The organism is Bradyrhizobium sp. 1(2017) (assembly GCF_011602485.2).
Lineage (GTDB): Bacteria > Pseudomonadota > Alphaproteobacteria > Rhizobiales > Xanthobacteraceae > Bradyrhizobium.
This window is the reverse complement of record NZ_CP050022.2, coordinates 5626695-5639036: the sequence shown is the minus strand read 5'-3', so window position 1 is coordinate 5639036 and position 12342 is coordinate 5626695. Positions and strand designations below refer to the sequence as shown.

Below are 12342 nucleotides of genomic sequence, written 5' to 3'. Positions count from 1 at the left end.
GCTTTAACGTCCTAATCGCCGGGAAGGATGCGGCTTGACCGATACGCAGACTGATGCGCCCGGCGAGGCCGATGGTCCGAGTGGTATCGGCGTTGCCGGGCGCGCCCGCCGGCTCATTGACGGCTGGTCGGCGAACCTGGTGCAGATCGTCTTGGGGCTGACCCAGCAGCTGCTGCTGGTTCCAGCTTTCCTGCATGTGTGGACCGGGGATATGCTCGCGGGCTGGTTCACGATTTTTGCGGCCGGCAGCCTCGTCGTGGTGGCGGATGCGGGATTGCAGCTGCGTGCGATCAACCGCTTTCTCGCTTTCAAGTCCTGCGCCGATTGCGACGGGCGCACGGCCAATTTCTATTCAGCTCTGCTTCGGATCTATCTTGCGATTGTCGCGGGGCTCGGTGTCCTTTTGTGCGCGGCCGTCGTCCTGGCGCGGCCGTCGGAGGTGCTCGGCTTTCACGCGACGCCGACCTTCGATGCCGCGATGCTGGCGATGATCCTGGGCATGCTTCTGACCTTGCCCTCCAACCTCGTCTCCGGCCTCTATCGCGTGCGCGGCAAGTATGGCCGGACGGTCTGGCTGCAGAACGCCGCCTTGCTGCTCGGGCAAATCGCGCAGCTGGCTGCGCTCGCGAGGTTCGGCAGCCTGTTTGCAGTCGCGATCGCCTTCGTGTCGACGCAGGTCCTGCTCGCGGTCTTTCTCACGGCGTTCGACGCCCCGCGACTATTTCCCTTTCTGCGCCGTGCCGGCAAACCGCCATTCGTGTCGCCGTCCCTGCGTTGGAGCATCGGGCAGTTCGGCCGCGCCTTGCCCTTCGCTGTCGCCAATATCACCGAACTCGCGCTCGTCAACGTTCCGGTGTTGCTGGTCTCAGCGCTGGTCACGAATCGCGTCGCGGTAGCGCAATGGGGCCTGACGCGCGTAATCGCGAGCTTGCTGCGCAGCCTGTGCCTGCAGGTGACGCTGCCGCTCGCCGCCGAACTCGGCCACGATCATGCGATCGGCGACAGGGAGCGGCTACGCCGCCTCTACGCCCATGGCTCGGTGTTCGTGACGGGCCTTGCCTGTCTGACGGTCGCGGGCTTGCTGCCGTTCTGGCCCGACTTCTTCGCGCTCTGGACCCACGGCAGCATCCCTTATGACGCGCCGCTCACGGTGACGCTGCTGCTCGGCTCGGCAGCCGTTGCACCCTCGCTGCTGGCGTTCGTCTTTGCCAATCACAGCAATCGCGGCGACCTCCTGATCCGGACCAAGGGACTTCAACTCGTCGTCTTCCTGGCGGCGTCGGTCGTCCTGATCCCGCGGCTCGGGCCGCTCGGCGCCGCGCTCGCATTGGTCGCGAGCGACATCCTGGTGCAGTTCGGATTGCTCGCACTGATAGTGATGCGGCAGACCCTGCATCATCCGTTCAGGCACATCGCTGTCCTGATGCTGATGGGCGGTGGCATCATTGCGTCGGGCTGGCTGATCGGGCAGGCGATCATGGCGCTGGTGCCGGGGAGCGGACTCGTGCCCTTCGTCGTGGAATGCGCGATCTGGCTGGCCGTGGTCGGCCTGCTCGCAAGTCCGCTGCTGAGCACGGCGCTGCGCCAGCGCTTGCGGGCGCTGATTCCGGCTTAGCTTTTGCTGTTCAACGCGCGGTCAAAGCCAGCCGGTGCTTCAGCCGTTCCAGGTGGCGGGCGAATTGAAGACGGCCCGCTTCGGTCTCCGCCGCAAATTGTGCGAGGCGGAGACGGCCGGCCGCGCGCAACCGATCGCGCGTGCCGTCGGTGCGCAAGGCGATGATTGCGTCCGCCAGCGAGCGCGGATCGTCATAGTCGAACAGGATCGCGGCATCGCCGGCCTGCGCCTTGAAAGCTTCAGGATAGATCACCGGCGTGCCGACCGCCCAGGCTTCCAAGGGGGGAAGATTGGTCGGGCCGAAATAGCTCGGCATCACCAGCGCGGCGGCGCCGCGATAGAGCGCGCCGAGTTCGGCCGACTCGACGAATCCGATGATGGAGATCTGATCGGACAATCCGTAGGCGCGAATGGCCGCATCGATCTTGTCACGGCCGCCACGATCCGAACCGCACAGCACCAGCCGTTCGGTGATGCCCCGCTCGCGCAGGAGCGCGAGTGCGGAGAGCAGCGTCATGTGGTTCTTGTGCGGCCAGAACTGCGCCGGATAGAACAGATAGCCGGGTTCGAGCCGGTATTTTGTCAGCACCGCCGCGTCGGCCTCAGCATCGGGCAGGGATTGGCTGACATAGGTGGAGGGCGAGAACGGGATGCAGACCGCGCGCTCTCTTTCCATGGCGTAGCGCCGGCACAGATCGTCGGTCAGCTCGGGCGCGTTGACGATCACGACCGCCGCCTTGGTGCTGGCGAGGCCGAACAGGATCTCGCGGCGCTCGAATTCGCCGAAGGTCCTCACTTCGGGAAACTCCGGCGCGTCGCGATGGCAGCCGTCGAAGATGGTGATGATGAAGGGCAGCTCGTAGAGCAGCAAATGCCGCTTCGATGTGGAGGTGAAATGCACGACGTCGATGCCGTCGCGGATCAGCGTGCGCTCGAACGGCGATTTCAGCTTCGATGCGATCTGGACGAGATCGAACGGCCCGCAATATTTCAGGAACAGGAAGACATGGTCGAGCGGGCCGAATTTGAGGAGGCGGGCCGCGACATCGAACTCCTTCAGGATCTCGAGCGTCTTCGGATAGGGTGAGTACACCACGATCTCGTTGCCCGATTTGGACGCCCAGTCGCGCAGCCAGAGCAGGTCGCTCAGCGGCTGCTGAAAACCGCCGCCGACCTCGAGGGCCTGTTCCAACATGACGGCGAGCCGCAGCGGTCTCACGGCGTGACGCTCTTTCTGGCGATCGCGTAGGCCGCCCAGCTCTTGGAGTGCGGCGGATCCTGAGTCAGCCACGCGGCGTGAGCGGCGGGCTGAAAGCCGTTCGCGATGAGCGCGGCGTCGATTTCGAACGGAAACCAGTAGCGCAAGTGGTGCGCTTCATCGACGCGCTGGATCGTGGCGCGATCCATATCCTCGCAGAACAGCGTGTAGTTCACCGTGACGGTCGCGGCCTGCTCGTCATGGTCGGATTGCGCGATGCGGGTGAGGCGCAGCGGCTTCTGCTCGATCACCTTGACCCGGGTCTCGACGCCCTGCGCCAGCACGGCCCCGCCATACCAATAGTCGAAGAAGAACACCCCGCCCGGCTTCAATGCGGCATGCGCGGTGCGGAACATCGCCGCCAGCGCATCGCGGCTGGTCTGGTAGCTGGCGACGTGAAACAGCGACACGACCGCGTCGAAGCCGCGCTCGGGACCCGCTTCGCGGGCATCGCCTTGCCGGAACGGAATGGACAGTCCGGCCTGCTCGGCGCGCGCCTTGGCGCTGGCGATCATCTCATGGCTGAGATCGATGCCGGCAACCTTCCACCCCTGGCGGGCGAAGGCGAGCGCGTGCAGCCCGGTGCCGCAGCCGAGATCGAGCAGCCGACCCGAGGTGACGCCGTGGTCGCGCAAGCGCGCCTCGACGAATTCCGTCTCCGCCGCGTAATCCTTGTCCTGATAGAGGAGATCATACCAGGGCGCGTAGTCGGCGAACACCGTCACGCCAAAATCTCCTTCAGCGCCTCCGCCGAGCGGGCGATCTCGCCGTCGGTCAGGGCAAGTCCGCTCGGCAGGTAAAAACCGCGCCGCGCGATGTATTCCGCGTTCGGATGGCTCTCGTCGAGCATCAGGCCCATCCGGCGCAGCACCGGCTGCTCGTGCATGCACCAGAAGAACGGCCGCGTTCCGATGCCCTTTTCACCGAGGCGGCGCATCGCCTCCTTGGCGTCGAACGGGACGTCGTCGTTCAGCACGATGCCATAGACCCAGTAGATGTTGTCGGCATACGAGGTGCGGGCGACCGGGCGGCGGATGCGGTTGAGCCCTCCGAGATGTTCGTCATAGAGCTGGCCGATCCGGCGCTTCGTCTCGACGGTGCGCGGCAGGCGCTCCACCTGAGCGATGCCGAGCGCGGCCTGGAGGTTGGTCATGCGCGCGTTCCAGCCGAACTCCTCGTGGACGAAGCGCTGCTGCGGCTGGAAGCAGAGATTGCGATAGCCTTGCAGGCGATCGGCGAGCGCGTCGTCGTCGGTGAGGATCATGCCGCCTTCGCCGGTCGTGACGTGCTTGTTGGGGTAGAAGCTGAAGGTCGAGACGTCACCGAAGCCGCCGCAGGGCGCGCCGCGATAGGTCTGGCCGTGCATCTCGGCGGCATCCTCGATCACCTTCAGATCGTGCTTGCGGGCGAGCGCCAGGATCGGATCGAGATCGACCGGCAGCCCGTAGATATGCACCAGCATGATCGCGCGCGTGCGCGGCGTGATGGCGGCTTCCACGCCCTCGACGGTCATATTCCAGGTCGCGGGATCGCAGTCGACGCCAACAGGCACGAGGCCGGCGCGCACCACGGCGGCGGCGCAGCTGATGATCGTGAAAGTCGGGATGATGACCTCGGAGCCTTCCGCGAGACCGAGCGCATGGACGGCGATCTCGAGCGCGACCGAACCGTTGGTGACGGCGATGCCGTGCCGTCGTCCCGCAGCTTCGGCCATCGCCTGCTCGAAGCGTTTGATGAACGGTCCTTCCGAGGAGATCCATCCGGTCCGAATGCATTCGGCGAGATAGCCGGCCTCGTTGCCGTCGAGCAGCGGCGTGTTGACGGGAATGAACGGTGCGGTCACAGGCCTGGGCCTTTGATCCGGATTTGCGACGGGGAGGCTTGGTCGAACCGGGTCTTGTCGTTCTCGCCGGAATACGGACCCTGCTTGATCTCGAACATCTCGAGCGGTTCGAGCACGTGGAAGCCGTGCGCGCCGCTGCACAACAGGATGATGTCGCCCGCACCGAGCACCCGGCTTTCGAGATACTCTTCCTCGACGGTGTAGAAGTCGACCTGGAGCTTGCCCTTCTGGATCAGGAGGGCCTCCTGGGTGTAGTGCACCTCACGCGTCACCTTGTTGTGACGGTGCGGCTCGATGGTCTTGCCTTTTGGATGGCTCATGAAGGCGAGCTGCTGCGACAGCTCCGGCGTCGAAAAGAAGTGGATGCCCGGCTCGCGGAACGAGGCGCGCACGATGATCGCGTAGAGCTGGTCGCCGAATCGAACATGTTCGACGTGTTCCATCGTGGGGCCTCGACAAAAACGCTGTGATTAGAGTGAGATAGCTATCCTGCTGCGCACTTTGGCCATTTTGGCCGGGACCGTCAAGGGCGCACGGATCATGTCGTTTGTTGCGCCCCCCCAACGGGAATTCACCCAATGTGCGTGAGGATCTCCTCGACACGCCGGCGGTAGGTGTGGGCGGCAAATGTCCTGGCCTGTCCCGCTTTCGCAATCGACAGGCGCGCCGCATCGTCGGCGAGATACCGGTCGATCAGGGCAAGGCAATCGTCAACGTCGCGCCATGCAACGACTTCGCGGTCGGGAGCGAACAGCGTGTGCAGATTGTCCTTGAAGTCGGTGAGCAGGAATGCACCGACGCCGGTCGCCTCGAACAGGCGTGCGTTGCCGGCCTCGCGCCCGGCCATGTCGATGTGCGAATTGAGCGTGATGCGCGAGGCGCGCAGGGCCTGGTACATCTCCACGCCCCACACCTCGCCCTGGTAGCAGCGATGCAGCGGCGAGGAGGAGGGGAGGGATTGCAGGCCGCTGCCGAACAGCTTGAGATCGTAGCGCCGCGCCACCGCCTCGAGTTGCGCGACGCGGAGCTGATGATCCGCCGACACCGCGCCGACGAAAGTGACATCGAAATTGTCCTGGGGCGGCGGAGGCAGGATGTCGCGGATGCCTGTCTCGAAAGCGAGATGGACCACTTCGCCGCGCACGCCGTGCTGGCGGAAGTAATCGACGACCGCCGCCATCTGCGAGATCATGAGGTCGTAGACCGACCAATCCTCGCCGCGCGAGGGCGAGATGCCGACCTGGCCGATCAGGATGGGCCGGCCAATCTGCTTGATCCTGCGCGCCAGACGCGTGTCGACATGGAACAGATCCTGGTTGAGGACGAGATCCGGCTTGAAGTCCTCGATTTGCGCCAGCAGGATCTTTTCCGCTTCCGCATCGAGTCGCGGGCTGAGCCCGACCTTGCGCGCGAGCGGCCGCAGCATCGGCTTGAACGGCGCGACGGCGCGTTGCAGCCAGCCGGGAACGGCATCGCGCGTGGCGGACGCACCGGGCGGCGGCGGTTCGGTGACGGCAAGGCCGCGCTCGCGCGCCCAGGCGGTCCGCATCCAGGGATTGTTGACATGGATGTCAGCGGCGACGTGCCCGAGACCGGCGAAATTGCGCGAGTAGAAGTCGGCGACGCCAAACAGGCTGGCGTTTCGCGCCGCCATCTGCGCGGCGTAAGACTCGTTCTCGAGACCCGGCCGGCGGCGGTAGAGCCAGGACAGGAAGCGCGGATAGTCGGCGTTGAGGATCAGGATGCGCACGGTGTCACGGCTTTTGTTCGAACAGGTCGCGAGGCGTCACGTACCAGAGCAGAAACAGGATGGCGGTGCCGTGCGTGACCATGGCGACAGTGAGCGGCACGTTGAGCAGGACGTGCGGCAGCACGCCGGCGGACACCAGCACGAAGCGCGGCGGCAGGCCCGCGGAGGCGCGGTTGCCGAGCGCCAGCACGAGACCCGATGCCAGCGCGGTCAACGGCGCGAGCCAGGGACCGACGGAAGCAACGCCTTCGGTCGCAAACAGCGACGCATTCAGATTGCCGAATCCGTAGGTGTTCTGCATCACCACCGCGATCGGCTCCCCGTAAGGGCAATGCATCAGCGGCTTGAGAACGGAGATCTGGCAGAACCAGGTCAGCGGATGGCTCGCGAAGAAATGGTTGTAGATGTCGAGCGCGCTCGATGCCGTCGCCATCATGCGGATGTTGACGAGGTCGAAATATTTGATGGAGAGGTTGGTACCGGTGACGACGACCATGGCGAGGCCGAGCAGCATCGGAATGAAGATCGAAGCGATGACCGATGCTCTGGTCTCCAGAAGCCGCGACAGGACGACCAGCGTGATCAGCCAGGCCGGCGTGAAGAACGCGAATTTCGTCAGCGTGATGGGATAGAAAAACAACAGCAGGACCAGCACCAGGCCGGCGCGCAGGCGCTGGCCGAGCAGCCAGTAGCAGGCGAACGCAAACGGCAGCAATGTGCTCGACACCCAGCCCGCCAGATAGCGGATGGCTCCGGGAAACTGCAGCGCGTCGCGGTAGTCGTAGATGTTGGCAATCGCGACCAGGCGGAAATTATAGGTCGAGGCCACGGCAATGGTGGCGATCGAGATCACCAGGATCAGCGTGAGCAGATGCTTGAACCAGGCAGCCGTCAGCGCGACGGGCTGGCGCAGAGGCGCCCGGACGAACAGCACCGGCAACAGGAAGAGCACGAGCGACAATGCTGCCGAAATCCCGGCGAGCAATCGCGGGTAGCTGTATTCGGAGAAGACGTCGATCCACAGAAATCCCAGGATCATCGTGTAGAAATAGAAGCCGACATAATAGCCGAAACTGAAGCGGACGGCTGCGAACAGCAGGGAGACGAGCGAGAAGGCGATTGCGACGGCGGCTGCGATCCAGACGCGCTCGCTGCTGAAGTGGATGTAGCCCTGGAAGGTCGAGACCTTGATCAGCGACAGGCATGTGAGGGCGCTGTGCAGCAGCACCAGCAGCGTCAGCGCAGCCTTCGAATCCAGCCAGAAGCGCAGGTCCTTGATGATGCCGGACGGTTCATTCATGGCGGACGGGCTCGCTGCGGAGGTGATTGCGAGCCGGATCAGGCGATCTCAAGCGAGCGTTTGAAATAGGCGATCGTCTCCTTCAGGCCGTCCTCGAGCGCGACCTTCGGCTCCCAGTTCAGCACCGCCTTCGCCTTGGCGAGGTCGGGCTGGCGTTGCCGCGGGTCGTCCTGCGGCAGCGGCTTGAATACGAGCTTGGAGCGCGAGCCCGTGAGCTCGATGACCTTCTCGGCGAGCTCGCGGATCGTGAATTCGGAATTGTTGCCGAGGTTGATCGGACCGGTGACGTCTTCGGCGGTCACCATTAGCCGCATGATGGCCTCGACGAGATCGTCGACATAGCAGAACGAGCGCGTCTGTCCGCCGTCGCCGAACACCGTGATCGGCTCGTCCTTGAGCGCCTGAACGATGAAGGACGACACCACGCGGCCGTCATTGGGCTGCATGCGCGGACCGTAGGTGTTGAAGATGCGGGCGACCTTGATCGGCAGGCCGTGCTGGCGCCAGTAGTCGAAGAACAGCGTCTCGGCGCAGCGCTTGCCCTCGTCGTAGCAGGAGCGGATGCCGATCGGATTGACGTTGCCCCAATAGTCCTCGGTCTGGGGATGGATCAGCGGATCGCCATAGACCTCGCTGGTGGAGGCCTGGAAGATGCGCGCCTTCAGCCGCTTGGCGAGGCCCAGCATGTTGATGGCGCCGTGCACCGAGGTCTTGGTGGTCTGCACGGGATCGCGCTGGTAGTGGATCGGGGAGGCCGGACAGGCCAGGTTGAAGATCGCGTCGACCTCGATGTAGAGCGGGAAGGTGACATCGTGCCTGACCGCCTCGAATAGCGGATTGGCGATCAGATGAGCGATGTTGCGCCGGCTGCCGGTGAAATAATTGTCCGCTGACACGACTTCGGCGCCGGTCGCGAGCAGCCGCTCGCAGAGATGCGAACCGATGAAACCGGCGCCTCCGGTCACAAGGATGCGGCTGGTCTTATAGCTGTCAAACGGCATGATCGGTTCCAGATTGTGCCTGGCGGTGCGTGCTGAGTGGTACCGGCAACGGCCGGCCTCGCCAACAACAATTGACTTGGTTGGGGTATTAAAATACCGCCACCGTGCGTGGATTGTTTTCGCAAAGTTGCGGGCAGCCCTTGGGGGGTCGTGGCTGCTAGAAATGTCGCCGTTTCAGCCAAGCGCGCGCGCCCCAATGGCCGAAGCACCAGGCTGATTTGACGAGCGGCAGCTTCTCGACGTTTCGGTAGATATTCCAGACCCATTTGGCAGACCGCATTGGGCGGCTGGAAACCGAGGACCCTCTGACGCGATAGCGCGCCAGATCCTCGTTGAGGCCGTGGGCGACGTGGCCCCGCTTGAGGATGGAAAGCCACAGGCAGAAATCGTCGTAGCCCTCGTTCGTCATGGCGACGGGCCCCGAAATCTCACGGTCGACCAACGCCGTCAGGGTCGCGATCGACGTGTTCTTCAGGAGCTGATTGTAGCTGAGTGACGCCGGCACCTCGATCAGCCGGCCGGACATCATGTTGGCCTCGTCGATGCGGCGGAACGCGGTGTAGCTCAGTGCGGCCCGCTTGTCGCGGGCAAAGGCGAGCTGGCGCTCGAGCTTGGTCGGAAGCCAGAGATCGTCGCTGTCGAGAAAAGCGAGATAACGGCCCTGCGCCTGGTCGATCGATGCCTGACGCGCCAGCGCGGGTCCGCCATTCTTCGGCATCCGGATCAGCTTGACCTTAGGATCGCGCGCGCCGATCTCTGCGATGATCGCCGGCGTGCGATCCGTCGAGCAGTCATCGGCAATGAGGAGCTCCCAGTCGCCAAAAGTCTGGGCCTGCACCGAATGGATGGTCTCCTCGATGAAGCGCTCGACATTCCAGGACGGCATGATGATGGAGACGAGAGGCATTAGGTGATCCGTCAATCCGCAGCCGCGGTCTCGACGACCGCGGCGCGCAGCGAGGCTGCGAATATGTCCAGCAGCTTGGGATCGCTGACATAGAGTTCGCCCGGAAAAGACCGTTGCCAGGCCGCCTCGAAATAGGGTGCCGTTGCAGCCGGGTCGAAAGCGCCGGCCTTGAGCGCCTCGCGCAAGCGCGCCGGCACGTCGCGCAGGCGGTCGGCGGTGGTGATCAGAGGGCAGGAGCTGTAAAAGGCGTCGCCCATCACCACGACCGGCTTGCCGAGCAGCAGCGCTTCAGCACCGGACTTGCTGTTGACGGACACGACCGCGTCGGAGCGGGTCAGCACGGTGTAATTGTTGGTCTGCGGCGGCAGCAGGATGAAGTTGTCGAAGCGGCGCGCAAGCTCGAACAATCGGTCGGCCGAGATCGCGCCGATCTGGGCGGGATGTTCCTTCGCCACCAGCACATGCGAATCCGGAATCGTCCGCAGCAGGAAATCGACCGTCGCGACCTGGTCCAGATAGTCCGGCGATCGCAGCGTCAGCGCCATATCGGCCGGCACGTGAAACGGATAGTAGACGAAGCGCGTCTCGGGAATCGGACGGTAGAGCCTCTTCAGCCGCGCCGCATTGACGGCCATCGCGGCGTGAACGCGGGCGTGGCGCAGATTGTGTCCGAACTCCTGATGTTTGCCGAGCGCGAACTGGTCCCACAGCTTCTCGGCGAGCCGGCGCGCGTTGCGCAGGTTGAGGACCTTCTTGAAGGCCGCCGAATAGTGATGCTGGTCTTTCTTCGGAATGACGATGGCCTGTTGTTTGAGCGTCTCGACGAGATAGGCCCGCACCTCCGGCGAGACCAATTCGGCGGGCTTGGCCATCACCTGCGGTGCGGCAAGGCTGTCCGGCGTGAAATACATTCGTCCGCGGAAAAACGACGGCTCGATGAACCAGTTGCGGATGCCGCGCCGCTTTGCGACGTAGAAGCTCGAGATCACCGACAGGAAGCCGCCCAACTCCTGAACCAGCACCGCAAGTTTGCCTTCTGCTTCAAGTCGGTCGAGCAGGGCTTCCATGGCATTGGCGTAGATCATGAAGCGGCGGCGCAGCAAGGCGGTGTCGTTGATACCGAATGTGAAACGCTCATGGCTGAACAGGAAATTGGAGCCGTCCAGACCATAACCTGCAATGCGTGCCTCGAAGGCCCGGACGTCGTCGGCTGCGGCGCCGGTCCGCTGGCCCTCGCGATACATGTTAGTGACCTGCACGCCCGCGGCTTCCGACATCTCGGCGCTACGATCGTCAAAGGCGAGCAGTTCGACCTCATCGCCTGCTGCGCGCAGCCGTTGGGCCACCGGAATCCAGAATCGGGTCTGGTATTCGGCGAGTGTCGTGATCAGGATCGTCTTGCGGAAGCTCATTCTCGGGGCGGGTGGCTCGGTTGCTGCTTTCGCAATATAGAACCCGTTACGAGAGCTCAAGTTGGATTAGGGCAAGTTCCGACGCCGAAATTGTGGTAGCTGAAGGCCTATCGGGGTGAAAGCTCCTGCCGCGCACGACATGGTGGCTCGATTTGATGAAGAATGGCCGGGTAGTCTTTCGCGTCGACGGATCGGTCGAGATGGGAATGGGCCATCTGACACGCTGTCTCACGCTGGCCGGCGCGCTCGGCGAGAGCGAGACGAGGTCGTGCTTCTTGATGCGCGGTCACGCGGCCGGATTGGCCGGGCTTGTGGAGCGCGACGGACATGACCTGCAGCTTCTACCCGATCCTGACGTGTGGAGTTCCGGGGCAGACGGGGATGGTGGACCACATGCTGACTGGCTCCCGACGACATGGCAAGAAGACGCGGAGCAGACGTCCAAGGCCATGGATGAGCGCGGTCCTTTCGATTGGCTGATCGTCGATCACTATGCCCTTGATGCTCGTTGGGAGAGCGCATGCCGCCGCGAGGGCCTGCGAATTCTCTCAATCGACGATCTCGCCGATCGGGCGCATGACTGCGACGTCCTTCTCGATCAGAACCTCGTTCGGCAGATGGATACGCGTTACCGCGGCAGGTTGTCTGAGGATTGTAAGCAGCTCCTCGGGCCGCGATATGCGCTGCTTCGTCCGGATTTCGCCGCACAGCGTCGCCTTTTGTCAGGCCGATCCGGCAACATCCACCGCATTGTGGTTTGTTACGGAGGATCCGATCCGACCAACGAGACGGCCAAGGCCGTGCAGGCGCTCACAAGCCTCGCTGTGCCGTGGATCGCGGTGGACGTTGTGATCGGTATGAGCAACCCGCATGTCGAATCGGTTGCGCGCCTTTGCCGCGGATTGCCGAGGGCGGTGGTGCACAGGGGTGCAAACAACATTGCTGAGCTGATGCGCCAGGCCGATCTTTCGATCGGCGCCGGCGGCGTCATGAGTTGGGAGCGCTGCTGTCTGGGCTTGCCGGCTGTTGTGGCCGATATTGCTGCCAATCAGGTGGGCGCGTTGACCGCGCTGGCTGACAGGGCAGCGGCGATCTATCTCGGAACAGCTGCATCCCTGACCGTCGAGGCTCTTGCCAGCGCTGTTCGCGCGCTTCTGCACGATCCGGATCGGGTGAGAGCGCTCGGGGAAGCCGCCTTTGCGCTTGTCGACGGGGAGGGACGAAGCCGGGTCTTAGTCGCGATGCGCTAGGTCTTT

Annotated in this window: 11 protein-coding genes; 2 read left to right on the top strand and 9 right to left on the bottom strand. The window is 63.9% G+C overall.

Annotated elements, in window-relative coordinates; genetic code table 11:
* The first annotated feature begins 34 nt into the window (after positions 1 to 34).
* Positions 35 to 1615, top strand: a complete 1581-nt coding sequence (locus tag HAP40_RS26795) for a lipopolysaccharide biosynthesis protein (protein ID WP_166814922.1) — start codon at positions 35 to 37, stop codon at positions 1613 to 1615.
* 10 nt (positions 1616 to 1625) lie between these two features.
* Here the strand turns inward: HAP40_RS26795 and HAP40_RS26790 are convergent, their stop codons facing one another.
* From HAP40_RS26790 to HAP40_RS26750, 9 genes are all read right to left on the bottom strand, one after another.
* Positions 1626 to 2810: a glycosyltransferase family 4 protein gene (locus HAP40_RS26790; protein ID WP_246741311.1), complete on the bottom strand. Its 1185-nt coding sequence runs from the start codon at positions 2808 to 2810 to the stop codon at positions 1626 to 1628.
* A 20-nt stretch (positions 2811 to 2830) separates the two neighbouring features.
* Positions 2831 to 3598: a class I SAM-dependent DNA methyltransferase gene (locus tag HAP40_RS26785; protein ID WP_166814924.1), complete on the bottom strand. Its 768-nt coding sequence runs from the start codon at positions 3596 to 3598 to the stop codon at positions 2831 to 2833.
* Positions 3595 to 4716, bottom strand: coding sequence for a DegT/DnrJ/EryC1/StrS family aminotransferase (locus HAP40_RS26780; RefSeq protein WP_166814925.1), 1122 nt, complete (start codon positions 4714 to 4716; stop codon positions 3595 to 3597). The genes HAP40_RS26785 and HAP40_RS26780 overlap by 4 nt, the downstream gene beginning before the upstream one ends.
* Positions 4713 to 5159 (bottom strand): hypothetical protein, encoded by a 447-nt coding sequence (locus HAP40_RS26775; RefSeq protein WP_166814926.1) that lies wholly within the window; start codon positions 5157 to 5159, stop codon positions 4713 to 4715. The genes HAP40_RS26780 and HAP40_RS26775 overlap by 4 nt, the downstream gene beginning before the upstream one ends.
* A 128-nt stretch (positions 5160 to 5287) precedes the next feature.
* Positions 5288 to 6466, bottom strand: coding sequence for a CgeB family protein (locus HAP40_RS26770; RefSeq protein WP_166814927.1), 1179 nt, complete (start codon positions 6464 to 6466; stop codon positions 5288 to 5290).
* Positions 6467 to 6470: 4 nt separating this feature from the next.
* Complete coding sequence (locus HAP40_RS26765; RefSeq protein WP_166814928.1) at positions 6471 to 7766, bottom strand: hypothetical protein; 1296 nt, start codon at positions 7764 to 7766, stop codon at positions 6471 to 6473.
* Positions 7767 to 7804: 38 nt separating this feature from the next.
* Positions 7805 to 8767, bottom strand: coding sequence for a UDP-glucuronic acid decarboxylase family protein (locus HAP40_RS26760; protein WP_166814929.1), 963 nt, complete (start codon positions 8765 to 8767; stop codon positions 7805 to 7807).
* Positions 8768 to 8924: 157 nt separating this feature from the next.
* Positions 8925 to 9674, bottom strand: coding sequence for a glycosyltransferase family 2 protein (locus tag HAP40_RS26755; RefSeq protein ID WP_166814930.1), 750 nt, complete (start codon positions 9672 to 9674; stop codon positions 8925 to 8927).
* Between the two features lie 11 nt (positions 9675 to 9685).
* On the bottom strand, positions 9686 to 11086 hold the full coding sequence (locus HAP40_RS26750; RefSeq protein WP_166814931.1) for a capsule biosynthesis protein: 1401 nt from the start codon (positions 11084 to 11086) through the stop codon (positions 9686 to 9688).
* Positions 11087 to 11292: 206 nt separating this feature from the next.
* On the opposite strand from HAP40_RS26750, the gene pseG reads away from it, so the two are divergent.
* Entirely contained in the window at positions 11293 to 12336 is a 1044-nt protein-coding gene (gene pseG / locus HAP40_RS26745) for a UDP-2,4-diacetamido-2,4,6-trideoxy-beta-L-altropyranose hydrolase (RefSeq protein ID WP_166814932.1), read from the top strand.
* Positions 12337 to 12342: the final 6 nt, after the last annotated feature.